The following is a 24,808-nucleotide window of genomic DNA, read 5'->3' as shown; positions in this document are numbered from 1 at the left end:
ACCGCGAGAAGATGCTGCTCGACCCCGGCTTCGAGCTGACCCTGCGCCCGATGCGCTACCCGTCGTTCTACGACCGGTACCGGGACGCGATCAAGAACACCTGGACCGTCGAGGAGGTGGACCTGCACTCCGACGTCGCCGACCTCGCCAAGCTCAGCGAGGGCGAGCGGCACATGATCGGCCGGCTGGTCGCCTTCTTCGCGACCGGTGACTCGATCGTCTCCAACAACGTGGTGCTGAGCCTCTACAAGCACATCAACTCCCCCGAGGCCCGGCTCTACCTGTCCCGGCAGCTGTTCGAGGAGGCCGTGCACGTCCAGTTCTACCTGACGCTGCTCGACACCTACCTGCCCGACCCCGAGGACCGCAACGCGGCCTTCGCCGCGGTGGAGAACATCCCCTCCATCCACCAGAAGGCCCAGTTCTGCTTCAAGTACATGAACGCGGTCGACCACATCGACTCGCTGCGGAGCAAGGACGACCGCCGCGCGTTCCTCCTGAACCTGATCTGCTTCGCGGCCTGCGTGGAGGGCCTGTTCTTCTACGGCGCCTTCGCGTACGTGTACTGGTTCCGCAGCCGCGGCCTGCTGCACGGCCTGGCGACGGGGACGAACTGGGTGTTCCGCGACGAGTCCATGCACATGGACTTCGCGATGTCGGTGGTCGACACCGTGCGCGAGGAGGAGCCCGACCTCTTCGACGACAGGATGGCCCAGCAGGTGACGGAGATGCTGGAGGAGGCCGTCGAGGCCGAGCTCCAGTTCGCCCAGGACCTCTGCGGTGACGGCCTGCCGGGCATGAACACCGAGTCCATGCGCGAGTACCTGCAGGCCGTGGCCGACCAGCGCCTCGCCCGGCTCGGCCTGCCGATCCGCTACGGCTCCACCAACCCGTTCGGGTTCCTGGAGCTGCAGAACGTCCAGGAGCTGACCAACTTCTTCGAGCGCCGGGTGTCGGCGTACCAGGTCGCCGTCGAGGGCTCCGTCGCCTTCGACGACGACTTCTAGAGCGCCCCGCTCCGCAGGCGGCCGCGCCGGCGCCGGTGAGGTCGGCGACCTCACCGGCGGCGGCCCGGCCGTCGGATCCGAACAGCGTCGCCCCCGTGGTGCCCCGCACGGTCACAGCCCGTGCGGGGCACCACTGGCGTTTCCGGTCGGCCGAAGGGCCACCGGAATCGGCCCCGGCGCCCACCTCGCGGACGCCGATGGCCAATGCGAGGGGCTGATCATATGAACATCATCTGAAGCCGCCTCGGAGTGTGGACCGGGCTCCTAGGCTGCGGCCGTCCGCCTTGATCACTCCAGTCCGAGGGACCCCACCATGCTCATCCTGTCCCTGCTGTTCCTGGCCGTCGGCGTCAGCCTGCTCCTCCTGCGGTGGCGCAAGGTCGGTTCCTGGCCGCTCACCCTCAGCGGCATCCTCACCGGCGCCCTCGGACTGCTGCTGGGGCTCACCACCTTCGTCCACGTGGTCGAGCCGACCGAGGTCGCGGTGCCCACCAGCCTCGGCAAGGTCGGCCGCACCTGGCAGCCCGGGCTCCACTTCAAGTCACCGCTGACCGACGTGACCACCTTCTCGACCCGGCCCGTCGATCTCGACCTGACCGGCGACTCCACCGTCGAGGTCCGCTCCTCCGAGGGCGGGGTGCTGTACGCCGACCTCACGGTGAAGTGGTCGATCGACCCCGAGCACACCTCGGAGCTGTTCAAGCTGGCCGGCAGCGCCGACGCCGTCCAGCAGCGCCTGGTCTACCCGGACAGCCGGGAGATCGTCCGCAACGTCTTCGCCCGCCACACCAGCGTCGAGGGCTACAGCTCGCAGCGGGAGGCGGTCGCCTCCGAGATCGACAAGCTGATCACCGCCCGGCTCGCCCCGCGCGGCATCCTCGTCAACGGCGTCAACCTGCGCAACGTCCGCCCCAGCGACGGCCTGCAGAAGGCCATCGACCAGAAGATCCAGCAGGACCAGACCACCGCCCAGGCGGAGGCGGCCGTACGCACGGCCAAGGCCGAGGCCGAGAAGCGCAAGATCGAGGCCGACAGCACCGCCGCCGCCAACACCGCGATCGCCAACTCGCTCACCGACAAGATCCTGCTGAGCCAGTGCATCGAGGCGTTCAAGGCCGCCGCCGAGAAGAACCCCGTCTACGCCAGCCCCTGCGGCTCCAACGGCACACCGGTCATCGTGGACGCCACCAAGCGCTGAGCCCGGCCGGTACAGCGGCGGTGGGCAGGCGGCGGTGGGCCCGCGCCGCCCGTCCGGATGAACCCCCGGGCCACACCGACGACACGCGTCCGTACACGATCCGCCCCCGGCTACCGTCCGGCGACAGCCGAACGAAAGGGGCACCCGTGACCACGATGCTGGACTACGAGAGCGACGCGATCGTCCAACTCATGAACGTGACGGAGGACGACTGGACCGAGCGGGAGCTCAAGGACGCGCTCCAGCGGGCGATCATGCTGGAGCTCTCCACCATCCCGCCCTACGCCACCGCCCTCTGGTCGATCACCGACCCGGACAACGGCAAGCCGGTCCGCCACACCATTCGCGAGATCGTCTTCGACGAGATGTCCCACTTCGGCCTCGTCTGCAACATGCTCACCAGCATCGGCGGCGACGTCGTCCTCACGGATCCGCTCACCGTCCCGAAGTACCCCGGCCGGCTCCCCGGCGGTGTCAACCCCGACCTCGACGTCTTCCTCAGCGGGCTGAGCCGCGAGTCGGCCGGCCTCTTCTCCGACATCGAGAAGCCCGAGCACCCGCTCGCCTTCGCCGCCGACGGCAACACCATCGGCGCCTTCTACCAGCGCATCGCCTCCGTCTTCCCCAGGTTCGCCCACCTGCTCACCGGGCAGCGGCAGGTGACCTTCCCGCTCGGGTCGGGCCACGGCGCCGGCAACGACATCGTCGCGATGAACACCGTCGACGACGTGCTGAACGCCATCCACGTCATCCAGACCCAGGGCGAGGGCACCGACGCCTCCCCGGACAACCCCTTCCCCGGCGCCCCGGGCGAACTCGCCCACTACTACGCCTTCAAGGAGATCGCGGTCGGCCGGAAGTTCGTCCTCGACCCCCGCACCCAGAAGTTCGACTTCATCGGCCCCGACGTCCCGCTGCCGGACACCTCGCCGGTCGCCCGGGTCCCCCGGGGCGGCTGGGCCAACTCCCCCGGCAACGAGCCCGACGAGACCACCGCGGGCCTCCTGCGTACCTTCAACCAGGACTACAGCGCCATGCTGGGCGCCCTCCAGCACGCCTGGGGCGCCGACGGGGCCGGCTCGATCGGCGGGGCGATCTCGCTGATGCGCGAGTTGCGCCTCACCGCCCAGCAGATCAACGCCGTCAAGCTCCCCGCCGACCCCCGCTTCAGCTACGGCCCGGAGTGGCTCTTCCTCCCGTAGGAGGCCGGGCGGCACGAAGGCCGGTGCGGTCCCCCGCACCGGCCTTCGACGGACGGTCAGGCGTTCGGGGCGGTCGCGTAGCGCGGGGTGCCCTCGGCCATCTGCCGCAGCGCGTCCTTGCGGTCCCGCTTCGACAGCTTGTCGATGTAGAGGAACCCGAACAGGTGGTCGGTCTCGTGCTGCAGGCAGCGCGCGAAGAAACCGGTGCCCTCGACCCGGATCGGGTTGCCGTCCTTGTCCTGCCCGGTCACCGCGGCGTAGTCCGGCCGGGCCAGCTCGGCGTACGCGGTCGGCACCGACAGGCAGCCCTCGTTGCCGTCGTCCAGCACCCGCTTGCTGCCGGCCGGCAGCTCCTCCAGCACCGGGTTGACGACGTGGCCGATGTGGCGCACGCCCTCGTCGTCCGGGCAGTCGTAGACGAAGACCTTGAGGTCCACGCCGATCTGGTTGGCGGCCAGGCCCACGCCCTCGGCCGCGTACATCGACTGGAACATGTCGTCGATCAGCGCCGACAGCTCGCCGTCGAAGGCCGTGACGGTCTTGACCTCCCGGTGCAGCACCGGGTTGCCGTACACGGTGATCGGACGCGCGGTGCCCTTCGAGAGGTCCGGCTCCTCGCCGACCACCTTCACCGGCTGGGCCTCGCCCTGCGCGGACCCGTGCTCGTGCTCGTGGTCGTGCTGGTGGTCGTGGTCGTGGTCGTGCTGGTGGTCGTGCTGCTCCGCCATCGCTGCTTGTCTTCCGCTTCCCTGGACTGTCTGGCCGTACCGATCAAGGGTAAGCCGCCCGCTCAGCAGACTTCTTCGAGATCCCGATATGCCCGCGTCCCCGGGGCCGTCGCCACCCAGCGGTCCAGCAGTGCACGCACCAGCGCGGCCGGCGCCGCGATCCCGCACTCCCGCTCCACCAGCCAGGACATCCCGCCCGCGCCCTGGCTCAGGTGGCTCAGGTGCCCCGGGTGGGCCGCGTCCCCGTCGTCGTGCGGATCGTGGTGCGCGGTGTGCCCGTCGTCGGAGGCCATCCGGCTCTCCGAACACGCCCGGCAGAGCAGCCGCACCGAGGACGTCCAGTCCTCCGCCGCGTAGCCCGCGTCCGCGACCAGCCTCTCCAGGGCGTCCCGGTCCGCCGCCGTGGCGGCCTGCAGCAGCACCACGTAGGTCGGTACCGGGGAGGGCGCCCACAGCTCGATCTCGTCGAACACCGGGTAGGCCACCCCGTCGGTCACCCGCTCACCGTGCGGGGCGCCGTCGTGCAGCACCACCTCGCCCCAGCGGCGGCCGGAGGACGGCAGCGGGATGGACAGCACCTCGATCCGCGCCGGGTCCAGCCGCCGCCCCCACACCACCTCGGACTCCCCGTCCGGCGACAGCCGCACCGGCGTCGTCCCCAGGTCCAGACTGACCGGGCCGTCCGGCTGGGAGCCGGCACCGGCGCCCCCCGGCAGCCGCAGCCCGTACGCCTGCCAGGCCCGGCGGGCCAGCGGCCAGTCCTGCAGAGCCGTCGCCGTGATCCCGAGGTTCCACCAGTCGGGGGCGCCCTGCTCCCGGTCCAGCAGGGCCACCGCGCGCAGCCCGGCCGCCCGGGCCTGCTCCCAGTCCCGCCGGAACTTGTGCAGCAGTGCGAGGTTGAACCACGAGTCCGACAGCCACGGCTCCAGATCGGCCGCCATCACCAGCAGGGCACCCGCGTCCTCGTACCGGCCGTCGCCGATCAGCGTGAAAGCCCGATCGGTCGTCTGCCGCCAGGTGGCGGACGGCCGGTGCCGTGCCCGGTGGAAGATCCTCACGTTCGTCCCTGCCGTCGTCGTCCGCTCAAGTCCCGTATCCGCTCCCGCGCCACGGGCCCGGTGCCCCGGGTCGGTGTTCCACGCTACGACCGCATCCAACCACGCCCGCCGCCGCCCGCGCTCCCCACAACCGTGCTTCCGCCCGCTCCCGGCGCCCGCCCCTACCCAGCCTGCCCGCCCCGGCGCCCCACCTCAACCCCAACCCCCTCAACCCCCCGCCCCGGACGCCCCGCCGCTACCCCCGCACCCTCACCAGCGCGTCCACCACCCGCCCGTCGTAGATCCGCCCCCGCCCCAGCCGCAGCACCTCCAACACCTCCAACCGCCCCACCGCCTCCCCCACCCCACGCCCCCGCGCGGCCGTCAGCAGGTCGTCGTGCGCGTTCGCCACCCGGATGATCCGCGCCGCGAGCGGGACCGCCGGCTCGTCCCCGTCCGGCCGCCCCTGCCAGGGGTCCGCCAGCCGGGCGACCTGCTCGGCCACCTGCCGCGGCACCCCCGTCCGCCGGATCACCTCACTGCCCAGCCGGGCGATCCGCCGCTGTTCCTCCTCCGGGAGCAGCGCCGTCGCCCCTCCCGGCACCGGCTCCACCAGTGACAGCTGCCCGATGTCGTGCATCAGTGCCGCGTACTCCAGCAGAGCGAGCTCGCGGGTGCTCAGCCCCAGCTCACGGCCGACCGCGCACGCCGTGTCGGCGACCCGGCGGGCGTGGCCGCGCGGGGTGTAGCCGGCCACCTCGGTGGCCTTGGCCAGGCTGGCGATGGTCTGCCCGGTGGTGGCCCGGACGGCGGCGGCCCGCCGGAACGACACCTGCGCCAGCAGCAGCGGCGCGCAGAACAGCGGCAGCGCCCAGAGCCCGACCTCGCCCGCCGCGAGGCTGACCAGCATCCCGGTGGCCGCGATCGCCGAGCCGATCCCGAACAGCGACCGCAGCTCGTCCTCCAGCGCCGCCGGGAACCGCAACCCGCTCCGGGCCCGCCGCAGCACCGCCGCCAGGGTGGCGTCGCAGAGCGCGGCCAGCGCCGCCACCAGCGCGAGGAAGACCCCGTACGCGGGACCGTCCGCCGAGAACCGGTCGACCACTCCGCCGTTGTAGAGCGGCTGGAAGATCGCGGCCGCGAACCCCGCCCCGAGCAGCCGCCGGGCGGCGCCGTCGAGCCGGGCCGGGTCCCGCCACGGCGCCGGGCGGTGGCACCGGACGCCTTTGGGCAGCGCCACCGCCGGCAGCAGGGCGAGCAGCAGGCCCGCGCCGGTCACCGCGACCGCCTGGAGCACGCCGTGCGCGGTCGGCAGCCCGCGCAGCGGCCCCAGCAGGGCGTACGCCAGCGCACCGGCCGCGCCGATCGGCGCCTGTTCGCGATCGCCCGGAAGAGTGATCCGGACGCACTCGCCGAGCGCGATCAGCACGGTGAAGGCCAGGGCCACCCCGGGTTCGGCCATGCCGCGGACCGCCACCGCGCCGAACGCGAACGCCAGCAGGACGACGGCCCCGGCGTGCACCGCGGCCGCCCCGCCCGCCGGCGGGCCGCCGCTCACGAGGGTCCGGCCGTCGGCACGGTGCCGCCCTGGGCGGGCAACCGGCGCGGACCCGCCCGCACCGGTTCGGGCACACCGAGCGGGATGTCGGGCACCGCCCGGATGCAGTCCTCGGAGGGCGGCAGCACCGGTTGCCAGTCGTGCACGGTGAGCGCGTCGACCAGCGCCCGGACCATCACCGGGTCGAACTGGCTGCCCGAGCAGCGCTCCAGCTCCGCGACCGCCTCGGTGACCGGCCGCCCGCGCCGGTAGGACCGGGTGGAGGTCATCGAGTCGAAGGCGTCGGCGACCGAGATGATCCGCGCGAACTCCGGGATCTGCTCGCCGGCCAGCCCGCTCGGGTAGCCCCGGCCGTCCATCCGCTCGTGGTGGTGCAGGATGCCGGCGTGCGCCTCGCCGAGGAAGGCGATCCCCCGCACCAGCTCGTACCCGTGCACCGGGTGCACCTCGACGGCCCGCCGCTCGGCCTCGTCGAGGGGACCGTTTCTGCGCAGCAGCTCGGTGGCGACGCCGAGCTTGCCGACGTCGTGCAGGATCCCCGCGAACCGCAGGGTGCGCAGCCGCTCCGCCTCCATTCCCAGCTGACCGGCGATCAGCACCGCCGCCTTGCCGACCCGTTCGCTGTGGCCCCGGGTGTAGGAGTCCTTGATCTCGACGGCCTGCACCAGCGCCCGGACGGTGGCCTGATGGGCGTCCCGCTCACGGTGGCCCTGGGCGAAGACCCAGGCCGAGATCGAGAGCGGCAGCAGGGCGAGCAGTGCCGCGAAGGCTCCGTACGGGCCCTGCCAGAGCACCGCGACCATCAGCCCGCCGGCCGCGTGCACCAGAACAGGCAGCCCGAGCGCGGCGGCCGGGCCGCGCAGCAGGACGCCCGCCCGCCGGCCCTCGGCCAGCACCAGCATGCCGCCCACCAGCACCCCGTTGGTCAGGCAGAACGCGGCGAGGGCGGCGAACCCGGGCAGCAGCGCGGCCGGGAAGCGGGAGCCGAGCAGCAGTTGCGGCCCGGCGAGCAGGTGGAAGACCGCCGAGGCGGCGAAGGCGGAGAGGGCGAGTTGCGCGCCGTTCCACACCTGGCGCCGCCGGCAGTCCGGTTCGGTGTCGCCGAACAGCGCGATCGGCACCGCGACCAGGGCGGCGGCGGCCGGCGCCAGCATCAGGACCCCGGCGAACAGCACCGGGAAGAAGGCGTTGGCGAGCGGCCGGGCCGGCGGCCGGACCGGCAGCGGCGGCCGGCGCAGCAGCGCCCGCAGCATCCGCCGGCAGGGGGTGGCCTGCCCCTGGGCGAGCGACTCCCAGCAGCCGTGCAGGAAGGCCAGCAGGCCGACCTTGGGCCAGTCCACGGGTGAGCCGAGCCAGCGCGGTACCCGCACCGGGGCCGGCAGTGGAAGCAGCGGCGCCAGACAGCAGAGCGCCGCCAGTGGGACGGCCACGAGATAGCACACCGCGCCCGTCGGCAGGTCCGTGTCTCCACTGTCGGTAGCGATCTCGACCTCCCCGCCGTCCTGGCCCGCTCCGCGCTCAGCCCACCGGGCTACCGGCGGTGAGTGTCCGTCAGGAGGATAGGCCGCTGTTCCGGCGTGGGGACGCATGATCGCGGAATGCCGCAGTTGGCGCACCACCAACTCACTCGAACGAGTGACGGCGCACGCAAGCAGGAAGGGGGCGACCCCCGGAGCACACGCTCCGGGGGTCGCTGGGTCCTCAGGTGGACGGCCCGCTGCGGGAGGGCCGCACCCTCACTCGGCCGGAGCGCCCGCCTCGACCGGTGTACCGGGCCTGGCCACCGCCTCGGCGGAGGCCTTCGCCGACGGCCGGACCTGGCCGGCCACGTCACCGTGCGCCTCGACCGTGGCGTCGACGGCGACCACCACCGCCTCGCCCGACCGCTGACCGGAGCGGATCGAGTCGATCCTGGCCAGCACCTTGCCCCGCAGGTCGGCCGGGGTGTCGTCGCACCCGCAGCACCGCTTGATCAGGGCCTTGATGGCCTGCTCCAGGCCGTACTTCTCCAGGCAGGGCGAGCACTCCTCGAAGTGCACCCGCAGCTTGGCGTAGTCGCCCTCGGCCATCTCGTTGTCGAGGAATTCGTAGAGGTGGTCGAGGACCTCGCCACACTCGGTGTCGTGCGGATCGCCGCAGCTCATGAGCCCGAGCCCTTCGCTTCCTGCCCTGCCCCGCCACCGGCCGGAACCAGCCCGCGCTCACGGGCGTAGTCCTCCAGCATGCCGCGCAGCTGACGACGGCCACGGTGCAGCCGGGACATCACCGTACCGATGGGAGTACCCATGATGTCCGCGATCTCCTTGTACGCAAAGCCCTCTACGTCCGCGAGATAGACGGCGATCCGGAATTCCTCCGGGATGGCCTGGAGGGCGTCCTTCACGTCGCTGTCCGGGAGGTGGTCGAGCGCCTGGGTCTCGGCGGAGCGCAGACCGGTCGACATGTGCGACTCGGCCCGGGCCAGCTGCCAGTCCTCGATCTCCTCGGCGGCGGTCCGCTGGGGCTCCCGCTGCTTCTTGCGGTACGAGTTGATGAACGTGTTGGTGAGGATGCGGTACAGCCAGGCCTTGAGGTTGGTGCCCTCGCGGAACTGGTGGAACGACGCGTACGCCTTGGCGAACGCCTCCTGGAGCAGGTCCTCCGCGTCGGCCGGGTTGCGGGTCATCCGCAGCGCGGCCGAGTACATCGGGTCCAGGTAGCCCAGGGCGTCGCGCTCGAAGCGCTCCCGCCGGGCCTCCTCGCTCTCCGTCGCGGACACGCGGAAGGTGTCCTCACCGATCGCCTCGGCCAGCTCCTCACCGGTGAGCGCCTCGCCCTCGGGCAGACTCTCCTCCGGGCCCCGGCCCGGCTCGGCCTCGTGCTCGGTCCCGACGACCGGACCCACCTCCTCGGCATGGCGGCCCACGGCGGGCCGCCCCGAAATGGAGGATATCGGGCTGACGGGCTTCTCGCCCGCGACAAGCCACTCCGACCATGAGGGGGCGAACGCCGAGGAGGCCGCACGCTCCTCGGGCCGCTCGGGGCACGCGATCGAACCCATCTGTGCTGCCTTCCACCCGGGACTCAAGCTGACGAGGATGTCAACCATGCCGGGGGCGCCCGCATTCCCGCTCCCCGGCAGGTTCTCGCTCGTCCGGGTGAGCGGGCGGCGACCGTCCGTTCCCCGGCAGGTCAGAGCAGGCCGAGCAGCCAGTCGCCGGCCGCCGCGGTGATCAGCTCCAGCACCTCGTCCTGTCCCGCCGGTTCCCGCTTGGGCACCTCGAAGCCGTGGCTGCCGTAGGGCACCGGCACCAGCTCGTGCCCGGCCGGCAGCGCCGGGAACTCCGCCGGCCCGCCGAACGGATCCGCCACGCTCTGCACCACCAGCGTCGGCAGCCCCGACTCCAGCAGCTCCTCGGCCCGGCTCTTCTCCGGCTTGCCCGGCGGGTGCAGCGGGAAGGCCAGCGCCAGCACCCCGACCGCGCCGGTGGCGGCGCCCGTCCGGCAGGCCACCCGGGCCCCCGCGCTGCGCCCGCCGACCACCAGCGGCACCCCCTGCCCGGCGAGGTGCTCGGCCACCGGCGTCCACCCGGCGTCCAGGGTCCTGGGCGCCGGCCCCAGCCGCTTCCCGGCCACCCGCCAGGGCTGCTCGACCAGCGCCACCGTGATCCCCCGCTCCGGCAGCGCCCCGGCCAGGGCCACCAGGTCGCGCGCCCCGATCCCGCCGCCGGCGCCGTGCCCGAGCGCCAGCACCGCCCTCGGGGCGTCCGCCCGGTGGTAGCTGATCCGGGCGTCCCCGACGGGGGTGGGGACGAGTTCCTGCGTCACGACGTGGGCTCCAGTGCTCGGAAGGGGGCGGTGCTGAGGGGGCGTCATCCGGGCGGCGGCGGGCCCGGAGGTCAGAACAGGGTCGTCTCGTGCTCGACCTCGGCCCACGGCCGGGTCAGTTCCGGGCCGTTGTTGCGGATGCTGCCGACCGCCGGCGAGACGGGCGTGGCCAGCAGCGCGCCGGGCGGCGGGGGGACCAGCAGCCGGCCTATCGCGTCCGGGTCGTCCTGCCCCGGGTCCAGCCAGTCGTCGTAGGACTCCCGGTCCAGGAAGAGCGGCATCCGCTCGTGGATCGGGGCGAGCAGTTCCTCCGCCTCGGTGGTGACCACGGTGAAGGTCACCAGCCAGGCCTCCGGGTGGTCGGCGGGCACCGCCCGGTCGCGCCAGAACTCGTACAGCCCGGCCAGTGCCAGCGGCCCCCCGTCGGCCCGGGAGACGAAGAAGGGCTTCTTGCGGGGCTTGCCGCGCTCGCCCGGCAGGGTCTGCCACTCGTAGTAGCCGTCGACCGGCAGGATGCACCGCCGGGAGGCGAAGGCCTGCCGGTACGAGGGCTTCTCGTGCACGGTGTCGGCGCGGGCGTTGATCATCTTCACCGCGGTCTCCGGGGACTTCGCCCACTGCGGCACCAGCCCCCAGCGCAGCACCCGCAGCTGCCGGACCGGCGCCGGCTCACCCCTGCGCTGCCGCTCCAGCACCACGAAGGCGCGCTCGGTGGGCGCGACGTTCCAGCTGGGGGCCAGGGTCTCGGCCGGGTCCCACTGCTGGACGCCGAAGAGCTCGACGAGGTCCTCGGGCTGGCTGCTGGAGGCGAAGCGACCGCACATGCCGTCAGCTTGCCACGGCCGCCGCTCTCAGCACTTCCTCATCCCGAAGTCCGAACCACCGGCTCCCGCCCGGTCGTCCCCGCATGGGAGGCTGCCACCCCGGGCAGGGCCGACGGAGGCACCCGGGCGGGCCGGACGAGAGCGGGGAGCGGGCATGGACGTACAGAGCATCGGCGAGGTGTGGGACCGCGTCACCGGCACCCAGCCCGCCCCGTCCGACTGGCTCACCCTGGTCACCGGCGCCGTCGCGCTGCTGGTCGTGGCCGTCCGCCCGTTCTGGCGGTTCGCCCGCAACGCCGTCACCATCGCCCACGAGGGCGGCCACGGCCTGGTCGCGCGCGTCACCGGCCGCAAGCTCGCGGGCATCCGGCTGCACTCGGACACCTCCGGGGTGACCCTCTCCTACGGCCGCCCCACCGGTCCGGGCATGGTGCTCACCGCCGCCGCCGGGTACACCGCCCCCGCGCTGCTCGGCCTCGGCTCCGCCGCACTGCTCGCGGCCGACCGGATCACCCTGCTGCTCTGGCTGGCGATCGCCCTGCTGCTGGCGCTGCTGGTCCGGATCCGCAACGCCTTCGGGTTCCTCACCGTCGTCCTCGCCGGCGGCGCGTTCTTCCTGGTCTCCTGGTTCGGCAGCACCGACGTCCAGGCCGGCTTCGCCTCGCTCGGCAGCTGGTTCCTGCTGTTCGGCGCCGTCCGCCCGGTACTGGAACTGCAGTACCAGCGGCGGCGCGGCCAGGCCCCGGATTCCGACGCCGACCAGCTGGCCCGGCTCACCGGTGTACCCGGCCTCGCCTGGGTCGCCCTCTTCCTGATCACCGCGCTGGCCTGCCTGGCGCTCGGCGCGAGCTGGCTGCTGCCGCCGCGCTGAGCCGTTCCGGCATCCGGCCGCGGAGCCGACAGTTCCCGTACGGCCCCTAAACTTGCCCCCATGACCGAGACCCTGTGGCCCGCCCCCGTCGCGACCACCCCCGTTGACGCCACCGTCACCATCCCCGGCTCCAAGTCGGTCACCAACCGGGCTCTGGTGCTGGCCGCCCTCTCCACCGAACCCGGCTGGGTGCGGCGCCCGCTGCGCAGCCGCGACTCCCAGCTGATGGCCGACGGCCTGCGGGCGCTCGGCGTCGGCATCGAGGAGCAGGTCAACAACGACTCCGGCGGCATCGGCGGCGGCGAGGCCTGGCGGGTCATCCCGGCGCCCGCGCTGCGCGGCCCGGCCTCCGTCGACGTCGGCAACGCCGGCACGGTCATGCGCTTCCTCCCCCCGCTCGCCGTGCTCGCCGACGGCCCGGTGCACTTCGACGGCGACCCGCGCAGCTACGAGCGCCCCCAGCACGGCGTGATCAACGCCCTGCGCGCGCTCGGCGCCCGGATCGAGGACGGCGGCCGCGGCGCCTTCCCGCTCACCGTGCACGGCACCGGCGCGCTGGACGGCGGCGTGGTCGAGCTGGACGCCTCCTCCTCCTCGCAGTTCGTCTCCGCCCTGCTGCTCTCCGGCGCCCGGTACAACCAGGGCGTGGAGGTCCGCCACGTCGGCGGGCCGGTCCCCTCGCTGCCCCACATCCGGATGACGGTCGAGATGCTGCGACTGGCCGGCGCCCAGGTGGACGCCCCGGAGGACGGCGGCGAGAAGGACGTCTGGCGGGTCACCCCCGGCGCCCTGCTCGGCCGCGACATGGTGGTCGAGCCGGACCTCTCCAACGCGGCGCCGTTCTTCGCCGCCGCGCTGGTGACCGGCGGCCGGGTGACCGTCCGCGACTGGCCGAAGCACACCACCCAGCCCGGTGACCAGCTGCGCGGCATCTACACGCAGATGGGCGGCGTCTGCGAGTTCACCGACGAAGGCCTGCAGTTCACCGGCACCGGCCGGATCCACGGCATCGAGGCGGACCTGCACGACGTCGGCGAGCTGACCCCGGTGATCGCCGCCGTCGCCGCGCTCGCCGACTCCGAGTCCCACCTGTACGGCATCGCCCACCTGCGGATGCACGAGACGGACCGGCTGGCCGCGCTGGCCAAGGAGATCAACGACCTCGGCGGCGACGTCACCGAGACCGAGGACGGTCTGCGGATCCGCCCGCGCGCGCTGCGCGGCGGCGTCTTCCACACCTACGAGGACCACCGCCTGGCCACCGCCGCCGCCGTGATCGGCCTGGCCGTCGAGGGCGTCCAGGTGGAGAACGTGGCCACCACCGCCAAGACCCTGCCGGACTTCCCCAAGATGTGGGACGAGCTGCTCGGCGGGGCAGTGGTGGGCGGCTGAGCGGGAGACTGGGCACATGCGCCGCTACGGCAAGGACGCCGACGAGGACGACATCCGCAACCGCCCCGCGCGCCGGGGCTCCCGGCCGCGAACCCGGATCCGGCCCAAGCACGACGACGCGGCCGAGGCGATGGTGCTCACTGTCGACCGCGGCCGGCTGACCTGCCTGCTGGATGTCGGGACGAAGCAGGAGCGCGAGATCGTCGCCATGAAGGCCCGGGAACTGGGCCGCAAGGGCGTCGTCGTCGGGGACATCGTCAACATCGTCGGCGACCTCTCGGGGGACGCCGACACCCTGGCCCGGATCGTCCGGGTCGAGGAGCGCAGCTCGGTGCTGCGCCGGACCGCGGACGACGACGACCCGTTCGAGCGGATCGTCGTCGCCAACGCCCAGCAGCTGGCCATCGTCACCGCGCTGGCCGACCCGGAGCCCCGGCCCCGGCTGATCGACCGCTGCCTGGTGGCCGCGTACGACGCCGGCATGGAGCCGCTCCTGGTGCTCACCAAGTCCGACCTGGCACCGGCCGAGCCGCTGCTGGAGGCCTACGCGCCGCTCGGCATCGACTACGTGGTGACCCGGCGGGACGAACTCGCCACCGAGGGCGCCGAGGCCGTCCGGGAGCACCTGCGCGGACGCTCGACGGTGTTCATCGGGCACTCCGGCGTCGGCAAGACCACCCTGGTCAACGCCTTGGTGCCGCTGCACCAGCGGACCACCGGGGTGGTCAACGCGGTGACCGGCCGCGGCCGGCACACCACCGTCTCGGCGCTGGCGCTGCGGCTGCCGCCGCCCCCGGGCGCCAAGCCGGGCTCGAAGAAGGCGCTCGACCCGGGCTGGGTGATCGACACCCCGGGCTTCCGCTCCTTCGGCCTCTCGCACATCGACCCGTCCCGGGTCATCCACGCCTTCCCCGACCTGGAGCCCGGCACCGCGGACTGCCCGCGCGCGTGCAGCCACGACGAGCCGGACTGCGCGCTGGACGCCTGGATCGCGGACGGCCACGCGGAGCAGGCCCGGCTGTACTCGCTGCGCCGGCTGCTCGCGAGCAAGGAGGCCCGCGAGGGCGACTGACGGCGCCGGCCCCGGCCGTTTTCGGTCGTTCGAGGTGTCGGAGTGGGCCAGCCTGGTGATCATAGGAAAGTCGGGCCGGATCACGGCCCGACCCGACGATCGACAGGGAGAGCACGCGATGGCATGGGCCCTGGTGATCCTGGCCGGCCTGCTGGAGACCGGCTTCGCGATCAACCTCAAGCTCAGTGAAGGCTTCACCAAGCTCTGGCCCACCATCAGCTTCTGCGTCTTCGCCCTCAGCAGCTTCGGCCTGCTCACCCTCTCCCTGAAGAGCCTGCCGGTCGGTCCGGCCTACGCGGTCTGGACCGGCATCGGCGCGGCCGGCACCGCGATCTACGGCATGGTCTTCCTGGACGAGACCACCTCGGTGCTCAAGCTGGTCTCGATCTCCCTGGTGATCGCCGGTGTGATCGGGCTCCAACTGAGCGGATCGGCGCACTGAGGGCACCCGCGGTCCGCTCCGCGAGCCCGACTGTCCCGATCGGGTGGGGCTCGCTAGGGTTTCGACCATGGCCGACTATCACGACGATCTCCGACTCGCCCACGTCCTCGCCGACTCGGCCGACTCGGTCACCCTGGAGCGCTTCCGCGCCCTCGACCTGAAGATCGAGACCAAGCCCGACCTCACCCCGGTCAGCGACGCCGACAAGGCCGCCGAGGAGCTGGTGCGCAGCGTGCTGCAGCGCGCCCGCCCGCGCGACGCGGTGCTCGGCGAGGAGTTCGGCCTGCAGGGCACCGGCCCGCGCCGCTGGGTGATCGACCCGATCGACGGCACCAAGAACTACATCCGCGGCGTACCGGTCTGGGCCACCCTGATCGCGCTGCTGGAGGACGGCCCGGACGGCGTGGAGCGCCCGGTGGTGGGCATCGTCTCCGCCCCGGCGCTGAACCGCCGCTGGTGGGCGGCCAAGGACCTCGGCGCGTTCGCCGGCCGCAGCCTGACCAAGGCCTCCCGGATCCACGTCTCCGGTGTCTCCCGGCTGGAGGACGCCTCGTTCTCCTACTCCTCGCTCTCCGGCTGGGAGGAGCGCGGCCGGCTCGAACCGTTCCTGGACCTCACCCGGGCCTGCTGGCGCACCCGTGCCTACGGGGACTTCTGGTCGTACATGATGGTCGCCGAGGGCTCGGTGGAGATCGCCGCCGAGCCCGAGCTGTCGCTCTGGGACATGGCCGCGAACTGCGTCATCGTCGAGGAGGCCGGCGGCCGCTTCACCGGCCTGGACGGCATCCCCGGCCCCGGCGGGGCGGACGCCGTGGCCAGCAACGGCCTGCTGCACGCCGAAGCCCTCCGCCGCCTGAGCGTCTGACGACCCAGGCGCGACCACGATCGGGCGCCCCCGCCCCGAGCGGCCGTGACCGGACACCCCGACCCGGAGGCCTGAACCCCGGCCATCGAGGTCTGACGCTCGCCCCGGCCGCACCCGCCCCGTGCCGAAGGGCCGCGCCGGTGCCGAAAGGAAGAAGCGAGGACGACGCGAGGAACGAGCGGCGCCCGGAACGCCGACCGTCGGCACCGGACCGAAGCGGCCCGGAGGCGAGCGGGCGAAGATACAGCGGCGAGCGGGCGACGAACTGGTTGCGGGCCCGGCGACCGGTCATCCGGTCGCCGGGCCCGCGGCTCATCGGGGTACCGCTACTTCTGCTTGCGCAGCTCCCGGACAGCCGTCTCCAGCCGGCGGCCGTAGTCGGCGTCGGCCTGGCGGAAGTTCTCGATCGCCCGCTCGACGATGTCCTCGCGGTCGGCCGACACCTTGGCGATGAAGCCGGCCAGGTTGGCGACCAGCCGCTGCTTCTCCTCCTCGCCCATCAGCCGGTACAGGTTGCCCGCCTGCACGAAGTCGTCGTCCTCGGCGTGCGAGGGCGCCTCGTGGGTGCCCGTGGCGCCGGTGACCGGGGTGGCGGCCCAGAGCGGACGGCCGGTCTGCACCGGGCCGCCGAAGCTGTTGGGCTCGTAGTTCTTGCGGCGGCCGTGGCGGCCGTCGTAGAGGTAGCCGTCCCGGCTGTTGGTGAGCGCCTCGGTGGCGTGCGGGCGGTTCACCGGCAGGTGGTCGGCGTTGATGCCGACGCGGTAGCGGTGGGCGTCGGCGTAGGCGAACAGCCGGCCCTGGAGCATCTTGTCCGGGGACGGGCCGATGCCGGGCACGAAGTGCGAGGGCGAGAAGATCGACTGCTCGACCTCGGCGAAGACGTTGTCGGGGTTGCGGTTGAGCTCCAGCGTGCCGAACTCGACCAGCGGGTAGTCGGCGTGCGGCCACACCTTGGTCAGGTCGAACGGGTTGAAGCGGTACTGGGCCGCGTCCGCCGCCGGCATGATCTGGACGCTGACCGTCCAGCTCGGGAACTCGCCGCGCTCGATGGACTCGCGCAGGTCGCGCTGGTGGCTGTCGGGGTCCTCGCCGGCGAGCGCGGCCGCCTCCTGTGCCGTCAGGTTCTTGATGCCCTGGTCGGTCTTGAAGTGGTACTTGACCCAGAAGTACTCGCCGGCCTCGTTCTGCCACTGGTAGGTGTGCGAGCCGAAGCCGTCGAGGTGGCGGTAGCTGGCCGGGATGCCGCGGTCGCCGAAGAGCCAGGTCACCTGGTGGGTCGCCTCGGGCGACAGGCCCCAGAAGTCCCAGACGTTGTCCGCCTCCTGCGAGCCGGTGTACGGGTCCCGCTTCTGGGTGTGGATGAAGTCCGGGAACTTGGTGGCGTCCTTGATGAAGAACACCGGGGTGTTGTTCCCGACGAGGTCGTAGTTGCCGTCCTCGGTGTAGAACTTCAGCGCGAAGCCGCGCGGGTCGCGGACGGCGTCGGCGGAGCCGAGGTTGCCGGCCACGGTGGAGAACCGCAGGAAGGTCTCGGTCTGCTTGCCCACCTCGCCCAGGAAGCGCGCCCGGGTGTAGGCGCTCACGTCGGCGGTCACGGTGAAGGTGCCGTAGGCGGCCGCGCCGCGGGCGTGGACCACGCGCTCCGGGATCCGCTCACGGTTGAAGTGCGCCAGCTTCTCGAAGAGTTGCTGGTCCTGGATCAGCGCGGGGCCGCCGATGCCGGCGGTCTCGGTGTTCTGGTTGTCGGCGACGGGGGCACCCGCCTCCGTGGTGAGGATGGGGCGCGGTTCGTCCTGAGTGGTCATAGCGGGGCCTCCACGTGATCCGGTCGTGACAACAACTCGATCCTAACTTGGACTTTGTCCAAGTCAACACTGGAACCAAGTTCGGATCCTCACTTACCCTGTACGCATGAGCGACCTGCTGGAACGACTTCGCGGACGTGGGTGGCGGCTGACCTCGCAGCGCCGGGTCGTGGCCGAGGTCCTCGACGGTGACCACGTCCACCTCACGGCGGACGAGGTGCACTCCCGCGCCGTGGAGCGCCTGCCCGAGATCAGCCGCGCGACGGTCTACAACACGCTCGGCGAGCTGGTCTGCCTCGGCGAGGTGCTGGAGGTCGCCACCGACGGCCGGGCCAAGCGGTACGACCCCAACGCGCACCGGCCCCACCAGCACCTGATCTGCTCGGGCTGCGGCGCCATCCGCGACGTCCAGCCGCAGGGCGACCCGCTGGCCGGCCTCCCGCACAGCGAGCGGTTCGGCTTCGCCGTCACCGGCGCCGAGATCACCTACCGGGGCCTCTGTCCGGACTGTACGAACGGCCCCTGAGCGAGCGCTACGCGCTCAACTCCGCGTGCAGCGCGCCCAGGAGACGGCCGGCCCGCTCCGCGACCTCGGCCGGGCCGTGGTCGGCGGCCCGCCGGCACCAGTTCTCCGCCTGCACCGGCTCCCCACGACGCAGCGCCAGCAGGGCCAGCCGCAGCGCCGCCCGGCCGTGGCCGGCGTCGGCGGCCCGGGTGTACCAGAGCATCGCCTCGGCCTCGCAGTCCTGCCGGGCCAGCAGCAGGCCCAGGTTGAAGGCGGCGCTGCGGCTGCCCGCCGCAGCCGCACGCCGGTACCAGCTCTCCGCGATCTCCAACGCCCCGCGCTCGGCCGCCCGCACACCCATCCGCACCTGCGCCCGGCGGTGGCCGGCGTCGGCCGCCGCCGCGTACCAGTGCTCCGCCTCGGCGTCCGCGTCACCGCGCCGGTCCAGCACCGAGGCGAGCCGGAACGCGCCCTCGGCCGATCCGCCGGCCGCCGCCTGCCGGTAGCGCTCCAGCGCGCCCGCCAGGTTGCCGCGCTGCTCCTGGACCACCGCCAGTTGGAGCGCCGCCTCGCCGTGGCCCTCGGCGGCGGCACGCGCGTACCACTCCTGCGCCTGCCGCTGGTCCCCCCGCCCGGCGTACAGGACGCCCAGGTTGAAGGCGCCGTCCACGCTGCCGGCCTCGGCGGCCTTGGAGAACCACGGCTCGGCGCCCGACTCGTCGCCGCGCTGGAGCAGCACCACCGCCAGTGCGTTGCAGGCCTCCCGGTGTCCGGCGTACGCGGCGCGGCGGTACCACTGCTCGGCCTGCTGGTCGCGGCCCGCTCCGGCGCAGAGCAGCCCGAGGTTGAAGGCACCGTTCTGGTCACCGGCGTCCAGTGCGCTGCGGTACCAGCGCTCGGCCTCGGCCGCCCGGCCGCGCGAGGCGTGCAGCGCGCCCAGGGCGTTGGCGGCGTTGCCGTCCCCGGCCTCGGCGGCCTCCTGCCACCACTCGGCGGCGGCGGTGAGGTCACCGGAGTCGCGCAGCAGGAAGCCCAGCGCGCAGGCCGCCCGCGGCTCGCCGTTCTGCGCCGACTGCCGGTACCAGCGGGCGGCCTCGTCCAGCAGCGCGTGGTCGGCCCGGGAGCGCTCCTCCAGCAGCACCCCGAGCCGCAGTGCGGCGCGGGCGTGGCCGCGCGCGGCGGCGGTGCGGTACCAGGTCTCGGCGGTCCCCTTGTCCCCCGCGGCCTCGCGCATCCGGGCCAGCCGGTAGGCGGCCTCCCGGTGGCCGGCGTCGGCGGAGACCTTGAACCAGCGCTCGGCGCGCACGTCGCGCCGGTGCTCCATCAGATCACCCAGGGCGTAGGCGCCGAGCGGGTGGCCGTGGTCGGCGGCGAAGTGCAGCCAGTACTCGGCGGCCTCCTCCTCGCCCTGGTCCCGCAGGTGCAGCCCCAGCGCGTGCGCGGCGGGCGCGCTGCCGGCCACGGCGGCCTGGCGCCACCACTGGGCGGCCTCCGACCGGTGACCCTGCTGGTGCAGCAGCACGCCGAGGTTGTTGGCGGCGGCGCGCAGCCCGGCGGCGGCGGCCGCGCGCAGGTACGGCTCGGCGTCCTCCAGGTCACCGCGGCGCAGCAGCAGGGTGCCGAGCCGGCTCGCGGCGTCCGGATCGCCGTCGTCGGCGGCCTGGCGGTGCCGGGTCTCCAAGGCGGCCTGCTCGCGGGCGGCCAGCGCGGTCTCGAAGCTGGCGGAGTCGAACCCGGCGCGGTCGTGCCCCTCCCCGCCGTCCTCGTCCTCGGTGGTGGCGGCGTACGGGCCGACGGCGGCGGCGAACTGGCCCGCCGAGACGTGCACCAGGCTGTCGGGGCCGTAGCCACCGGCGGGCCGGCGCTCGATGAGTCCGCCGGTACGCTGGGCCGGCAGGGCGCCGGGGTGGTTCTCGGAACTCTCGGCCCAGCCCTCGGTGTCCGCCTCGGTGGTCGCGGCGGACTTGGCTCCTGGCCCGTTCTTGCCGATCAGCCTCATGCCGACTCCCGCTCCCCCAGAGTGTCGCGGCATCCTCCCCCGGCCCGCGGCCGGACGGACCCGGCCCCGGCCACCGGCCGAGGAGGTCCCCACGGGGCGCGCTGGATCCGACGGCTGGTCAGCAGCCGCGCAACGTCCCCCATGTGTCCCATCGTCGCATCACCCGCAACCCGCGTACACCTGCCCCGGCCGAATTCGGCGGCGCGGAACCGAAGCCGACGAAATTGCTTCGGCGCTTTGTCGATTTCCCGACACTCGGGTCCCACAAACCCCGATGCCGGCGTCGTTGGCGACGGTCGATAGTACCGGAGGGCCTCCCGCCGGTCCCGGGTGGAAACGCCAAAGGCCCGGAGGATGATCCTCCGGGCCTTCGTGCTACTGAGTAGCGGGGACAGGATTTGAACCTGCGACCTCTGGGTTATGAGCCCAGCGAGCTACCGAGCTGCTCCACCCCGCGTCGGTGAACAAACCATAGCACGGTCGCGGGGTGGAACATCAAATCGGTTGTCCCAGCTCAGGGGGTCGGGCCCGCCGAGGGGCTCGGCGGGGTGCCGGTCGGCGCGGTGGCCGAAGGCGTGGCGGCGGGGGTGCCGCCGGCCTTCTGCTGCGCCGCCTGGGCCGCCTTGATCGCGTCCCCGAGCGCCTTCTGGGCCTGGCCGTAGGCCGCCCAGTCACCGCTCTTGAACGCGTTCTGGCTGTCGTTGTACGCCTTCTCGACGTCCGCCCAGGCCTTCTGCAGCTCCGGAGTGGTGCCCCCGCCGGTCCCCGGCGTCGGCGCGGTCGGGGTGGGCGTCGGTGTACCGGGGCTGGTGGGCGTCCCCGGCGTGGGCGTCCCCGGGGTGGTCGGCGCGGTGGGCGTGGTCGCCGGAGCGGCGCCCGCGAAGACCTTCTTCAGCGCCTCCTCCAGGGTGTTCTCGAACGCCACGTTGTCGTTGCCGTAGACCGCGAGCACCTTCTGCAGCGTCGGGTACTTGGCCCCGCGGCCGCGGACGTACACCGGCTCGACGTTGAGCAGGCCGCCGCCGACCGGCAGGGTCAGCAGGTTGCCGTACTCCAGCTCCGAGTCACCGCCGCTCTTCAACAGGGTGATCTGCTGGGCCACTTCCTGGCGCGAGTTGAACTGCGACTGCACCAGGTTGGGGCCGAGCGTCTTGCTGTCCCCCGGCACCTTGAGCAGCCGGATCTTCCCGTAGTCCGGCCCGGGGTCGGCGCTGACCGCCATGAAGGCCGCCAGGTTCTCCCGGCCGCTCGGCACGAAGGTGCTGGTCAGCGAGAAGCTGGCGGAGGTGACCGCCGGGTCCGGCATCCGCACGGTGAGGTAGTACGGCGGCTGCGGCTGCTTGGTGTCGCTGGTCGGGTCGACCGGGATCTGCCAGATGTCGCTGCCGTTGAAGAACGAGTTGGAGTCCGTCACGTGGTACTGGCCGAGCAGGTCGCGCTGCACCTTGAACATGTCCTGCGGGTACCGCAGGTGCGGCATCAGCGTGCCCGGGATGTCGGCCTTGGCCTTGACGGTGTCCGGGAAGGCCTTCATCCAGGTCTTCAGCACCGGGTCGTTCTCGTCCCACTGGTAGAGCGTCACCTCGCCGGTGTACGCGTCCACGGTGGCCTTGACCGAGTTGCGGATGTAGTTGACCTGGTTGGCGGCGGTCAGCAGCTCACCGCGCTGGTTGGTCAGCGAGTCCTTGGTGACGGTGCCCAGCGTCGTCTTGGAGGAGAACGGGTAGCCGTCGGAGGTGGTGTAGCCGTCCAGCACCCAGACCACCCGGTTGTTCTCGACCACCGGGTACGGGTCGGCGTCGATCGACAGCCACGGCGCGACCTTCTCCACCCGCTCCTTGGGCGTCCGGTCGTAGATGACCTTGGCGCCGTCGGTGATCGCCCCCGCGTAGAGGATCTGCGGCTCGGCGAACTTCACCGCGTACGCGGCCCGGGTGATCGGGTTGTCCAGCGAGACGCCGCTGCCCCCGGTGTACTGGTACTGCTTGTTCTCACCGGTGTCGGTGGTGTAGTCGATCTCCTGGTTGGTCCCGCCGACGATCGAGTACGAGGCGGTCTTCTCGCCGTAGTAGATCCGCTGCTGGTAGTCGCCCAGCGAACCGGTGGCCGGCAGGCCGGACTCGGTGAAGACCGGCTGGCCCTTGTCGTTGACCTGGTTGCCCTTGGCCACGACGGCGCCGTAGCCGTGGGTGTACTTGAAGTGGTCGTTGATCCAGTTGCGCTGGACCCCGTTGAGGTCCAGCTCGCGCAGGCCGATCACGGTGTCCTGGGCGCCCTCGCCCTTGCCGTAGCGGTCCACGTCCAGGGTGGACGGGAAGGCGTAGTACGAGCGCTGCTGCTCGATCGACTGGAAGGTCGGCGAGACCACGTTCGGGTCCAGCAGGCGGATGTCCGCGATGGTCTGCGCGTCCGGCTTGAGCGCCTCCGCCGTGGTCGAGCCCTGCGGGGTGTACTGGGTCGTCTGGCTGTCCGCGATCCCGTACGCCTGCCGGGTCGCGTCGATGTTCTTCTGGATGTACGGCGTCTCCTTGGCCTGCTCGTTCGGCTTGACCTGGAACTGCTGCACGATCGCCGGGTACACCCCGCCGATCAGCACCGCCGAGAGCACCATCAGCCCGAGGCCGATCAGGGCCGGCGCCCAGGTGCGGCGGATCGGGGTCAGGAAGAACAGCACCGCGCAGATGATCGCGACGAAGAACAGGATGGTCTTGGCCGGCAGGAACGCGTTGGCGTCCACGTAGCGCAGGCCGGTCCAGCCGGTGACGCCCTTGTACGAGCCGGTCTTCACCGCCAGCGCGTACCGGTCCAGCCAGTACGCCACCGCCTTCAGCAGCACGAACACACCGAGCAGCACCGCGAGGTGGCCCTGTGCGCCGGCGCTGGCCCGACGGCCCGGGCCCTGCAGCCGCAGCCCGCCGTAGAGGTAGTGCACCAGCGTCGAGGTCAGCAGCGAGACGATCACCGCGCTGAACGCGAAGCCGAGCAGGAACTCGTAGAACGGCAGCTCGAAGGCGTAGAACGACACGTCCATGCCGAACTGCTGGTCCTTGACGCCGAACGACGTCCCGTTGGTCCACAGCAGCCACGTCCGCCACTGGCCCGAGGCAGCGGCGCCGGCCACCAGGCCGATCACCAGCGAGATCCCGACCAGCGCCCAGCGCTTGAACGGCGCCAGGCCGGACCGGTAGCGGTCCAGGCTCTGCTGCTCCACCGACATCGCCGACAGCGGCGGCCGGAGCCGGTGCGCCAGCCAGATGTTGGCGCCCACGATCAGCGCCATCAGCAGGCCGAAGACGGCGAACAGGCCGACCTTCGTCCAGAGCTGGGTGGTGAACACCGAGGAGTAGTGGACGGACTTGAACCAGAGCCAGTCCGTCCAGAACCCGGCGAACATGACGAACAGCAGGAAGAGCACCGCGAGTACGCCCAGGGTCAGCAGGGCCACCCGCGCCCGCCGGGAGGGCGGGCCTACCCTGCGCCGGAATCCCGGCCCTGAGCGTTCCGGCATCTGGAATACCACGGGGCACCTCAGCTGTGTCGTCTCGAATCGATCGGTCGTCAGTGCAACTTAACCAGGCTTTAGCCGAGTTCCCACCGTTAGCAGACGGTTACTCCGGCGTTCCCCGGCCGCAGCCGTCCGACCGTCCGGACTCCGAACGCGCCACCGAAACGCGCCCCGGAACGCGGGCGTGGACCCGGCCCCGGCGGGGGCGCCCCCGCCGGGGCCCGCGGCCACCGCCGCCCGTGCCGCGACCGCCCGCGCCGAACCGCGGGTGGCACCGCCCGGCCCGCCCGGCGTGTGAGGATTGAGGTATGTCCGATGCCTCCTCTTCCCCCGACGACGTCTCCAAGCTCCCGGCCGCGACCCCGCTGACCCGGGCCGCGCTGGAGATCGACGAGTACGCCGCCACCCTCGGCTGGGACCTCCCGGCCCGACTGTTCGCCCTGGTGGACAGCGCAGCACTGCGCAAGGCCGACCCCCGGGTCGCCGAGCAGCTCGGCCTCTCCGACAGCACGGAGGCCGGTCTCACCCCGGTCGAGCAGGACGAACTGCCCGCCGGCATGGAGCTGGACAAGTTCCTCGCCACCATCGCCTGGCCCGACGCGGTGGCCGGCTGCGCCCTGGTGGTCGAGCGCCTGATGCTGCCGCCGGGCGCCGAGCAGTCCCGCCCGCGCAACGCCTCCGACGCCCAGCTCGCCGACTGGGTGGCCAACCACCCCAAGCGCGAGGAGGTGCGGATCACCGCCGCCGTGCTGCGCGACGGCAAGAAGGAGATCGCCCTGCGGCTGCGTTCCAAGGACGTCGCGCGCGAGGTGCTGACCGGCCCGGACCTGGTCCCCGGTCTGACCGAGGCGCTGCTCGCCACCTTCGCCTAGGCCCCGGCGTGACGCGGACCCGGGCGCGCCCCCCCCGGGCCGGGGGGCCCGCGGGGGCGGGGCCCCAGGCCCGAGCGGAGCCGGGCCGGCCTGACCGAAGGGAAGGCCACGGACACGCG

21 protein-coding genes and 1 tRNA gene are annotated in these 24,808 nt (G+C 72.7%); 10 read left to right on the top strand and 12 right to left on the bottom strand.

Annotation, left to right across the window (positions count from 1 at the left end; genetic code table 11):
- Positions 1-11: 11 nt before the first annotated feature.
- The 3 genes from ACFXHB_RS22325 (at position 12) to ACFXHB_RS22315 (ending at position 3,407) form a co-directional block, all read left to right on the top strand.
- The gene (locus tag ACFXHB_RS22325) at positions 12-1,007 is read left to right on the top strand and encodes a ribonucleotide-diphosphate reductase subunit beta (protein WP_380576392.1); all 996 of its coding nucleotides are present in this window, start codon (positions 12-14) and stop codon (positions 1,005-1,007) included.
- A 313-nt stretch (positions 1,008-1,320) separates the two neighbouring features.
- Positions 1,321-2,205 carry a prohibitin family protein gene (locus ACFXHB_RS22320; RefSeq protein WP_380576346.1) on the top strand — a complete coding sequence of 295 codons (885 nt, stop codon included), beginning with the start codon at positions 1,321-1,323 and terminating at the stop codon, positions 2,203-2,205.
- 155 nt (positions 2,206-2,360) lie between these two features.
- Entirely contained in the window at positions 2,361-3,407 is a 1,047-nt protein-coding gene (locus ACFXHB_RS22315; RefSeq protein WP_380576391.1) for a ferritin-like protein, read from the top strand.
- Positions 3,408-3,463: 56 nt separating this feature from the next.
- Here the strand turns inward: ACFXHB_RS22315 and def are convergent, their stop codons facing one another.
- From def to ACFXHB_RS22275, 8 genes are all read right to left on the bottom strand, one after another.
- Complete coding sequence (gene def / locus ACFXHB_RS22310; RefSeq protein WP_380576345.1) at positions 3,464-4,135, bottom strand: peptide deformylase; 672 nt, start codon at positions 4,133-4,135, stop codon at positions 3,464-3,466.
- Positions 4,136-4,197: 62 nt separating this feature from the next.
- Positions 4,198-5,193 carry a tetratricopeptide repeat protein gene (locus tag ACFXHB_RS22305; protein WP_380576344.1) on the bottom strand — a complete coding sequence of 332 codons (996 nt, stop codon included), beginning with the start codon at positions 5,191-5,193 and terminating at the stop codon, positions 4,198-4,200.
- 235 nt (positions 5,194-5,428) lie between these two features.
- Positions 5,429-6,730, bottom strand: a complete 1,302-nt coding sequence (locus ACFXHB_RS22300; protein WP_380576343.1) for an HD-GYP domain-containing protein — start codon at positions 6,728-6,730, stop codon at positions 5,429-5,431.
- On the bottom strand, positions 6,727-8,160 hold the full coding sequence (locus tag ACFXHB_RS22295) for an HD-GYP domain-containing protein (RefSeq protein ID WP_380576342.1): 1,434 nt from the start codon (positions 8,158-8,160) through the stop codon (positions 6,727-6,729). The genes ACFXHB_RS22300 and ACFXHB_RS22295 overlap by 4 nt, the downstream gene beginning before the upstream one ends.
- A 306-nt stretch (positions 8,161-8,466) precedes the next feature.
- Entirely contained in the window at positions 8,467-8,874 is a 408-nt protein-coding gene (rsrA, locus tag ACFXHB_RS22290; protein WP_380576341.1) for a mycothiol system anti-sigma-R factor, read from the bottom strand.
- Positions 8,871-9,614: a sigma-70 family RNA polymerase sigma factor gene (locus tag ACFXHB_RS22285; RefSeq protein WP_380576390.1), complete on the bottom strand. Its 744-nt coding sequence runs from the start codon at positions 9,612-9,614 to the stop codon at positions 8,871-8,873. The genes rsrA and ACFXHB_RS22285 overlap by 4 nt, the downstream gene beginning before the upstream one ends.
- Positions 9,615-9,901: 287 nt before the next feature.
- Positions 9,902-10,585, bottom strand: coding sequence for an alpha/beta family hydrolase (locus ACFXHB_RS22280; RefSeq protein WP_380576340.1), 684 nt, complete (start codon positions 10,583-10,585; stop codon positions 9,902-9,904).
- A 23-nt stretch (positions 10,586-10,608) separates the two neighbouring features.
- Positions 10,609-11,361 (bottom strand): SOS response-associated peptidase, encoded by a 753-nt coding sequence (locus tag ACFXHB_RS22275; RefSeq protein ID WP_380576339.1) that lies wholly within the window; start codon positions 11,359-11,361, stop codon positions 10,609-10,611.
- 154 nt (positions 11,362-11,515) lie between these two features.
- Here ACFXHB_RS22275 and ACFXHB_RS22270 point away from each other — a divergent pair, with 154 nt between their 5' ends.
- The 5 genes from ACFXHB_RS22270 to hisN all read left to right on the top strand — a co-directional run bounded on the left by ACFXHB_RS22270 (position 11,516) and on the right by hisN (position 16,003).
- A complete protein-coding gene (locus ACFXHB_RS22270; RefSeq protein WP_380576338.1) occupies positions 11,516-12,232 on the top strand; it encodes a M50 family metallopeptidase in 717 nt (238 codons plus the stop codon).
- A 60-nt stretch (positions 12,233-12,292) separates the two neighbouring features.
- Positions 12,293-13,624, top strand: coding sequence for a 3-phosphoshikimate 1-carboxyvinyltransferase (aroA, locus tag ACFXHB_RS22265; RefSeq protein ID WP_380576337.1), 1,332 nt, complete (start codon positions 12,293-12,295; stop codon positions 13,622-13,624).
- A 16-nt stretch (positions 13,625-13,640) separates the two neighbouring features.
- Positions 13,641-14,696: a ribosome small subunit-dependent GTPase A gene (rsgA, locus tag ACFXHB_RS22260; protein WP_380576336.1), complete on the top strand. Its 1,056-nt coding sequence runs from the start codon at positions 13,641-13,643 to the stop codon at positions 14,694-14,696.
- 118 nt (positions 14,697-14,814) lie between these two features.
- Entirely contained in the window at positions 14,815-15,138 is a 324-nt protein-coding gene (locus tag ACFXHB_RS22255; protein WP_380576335.1) for a DMT family transporter, read from the top strand.
- A gap of 67 nt (positions 15,139-15,205) precedes the next feature.
- Positions 15,206-16,003, top strand: coding sequence for a histidinol-phosphatase (hisN, locus tag ACFXHB_RS22250; protein WP_380576334.1), 798 nt, complete (start codon positions 15,206-15,208; stop codon positions 16,001-16,003).
- A gap of 326 nt (positions 16,004-16,329) precedes the next feature.
- Here the strand turns inward: hisN and ACFXHB_RS22245 are convergent, their stop codons facing one another.
- Positions 16,330-17,808, bottom strand: a complete 1,479-nt coding sequence (locus ACFXHB_RS22245) for a catalase (protein ID WP_380576333.1) — start codon at positions 17,806-17,808, stop codon at positions 16,330-16,332.
- Positions 17,809-17,914: 106 nt separating this feature from the next.
- Between ACFXHB_RS22245 and ACFXHB_RS22240 the strand changes: the two genes are divergently transcribed.
- Positions 17,915-18,334: a Fur family transcriptional regulator gene (locus tag ACFXHB_RS22240; RefSeq protein ID WP_380576332.1), complete on the top strand. Its 420-nt coding sequence runs from the start codon at positions 17,915-17,917 to the stop codon at positions 18,332-18,334.
- A 7-nt stretch (positions 18,335-18,341) separates the two neighbouring features.
- Here the strand turns inward: ACFXHB_RS22240 and ACFXHB_RS22235 are convergent, their stop codons facing one another.
- The 3 genes from ACFXHB_RS22235 to ACFXHB_RS22225 form a co-directional block, all read right to left on the bottom strand.
- Positions 18,342-20,312, bottom strand: coding sequence for a tetratricopeptide repeat protein (locus ACFXHB_RS22235; protein WP_380576331.1), 1,971 nt, complete (start codon positions 20,310-20,312; stop codon positions 18,342-18,344).
- 383 nt (positions 20,313-20,695) lie between these two features.
- Positions 20,696-20,769, bottom strand: a tRNA-Met gene (locus tag ACFXHB_RS22230).
- A 57-nt stretch (positions 20,770-20,826) separates the two neighbouring features.
- Positions 20,827-23,820: a UPF0182 family protein gene (locus tag ACFXHB_RS22225; RefSeq protein WP_380576330.1), complete on the bottom strand. Its 2,994-nt coding sequence runs from the start codon at positions 23,818-23,820 to the stop codon at positions 20,827-20,829.
- Positions 23,821-24,125: 305 nt separating this feature from the next.
- On the opposite strand from ACFXHB_RS22225, the gene ACFXHB_RS22220 reads away from it, so the two are divergent.
- Positions 24,126-24,689: a PPA1309 family protein gene (locus tag ACFXHB_RS22220; protein ID WP_380576329.1), complete on the top strand. Its 564-nt coding sequence runs from the start codon at positions 24,126-24,128 to the stop codon at positions 24,687-24,689.
- Positions 24,690-24,808: the final 119 nt, after the last annotated feature.

This window comes from Kitasatospora sp. NPDC059327 (assembly GCF_042752535.1).
Classification (GTDB): Bacteria; Actinomycetota; Actinomycetes; order Streptomycetales; family Streptomycetaceae; genus Kitasatospora.
This window is presented reverse-complemented; position numbering and strand designations above follow the sequence as displayed.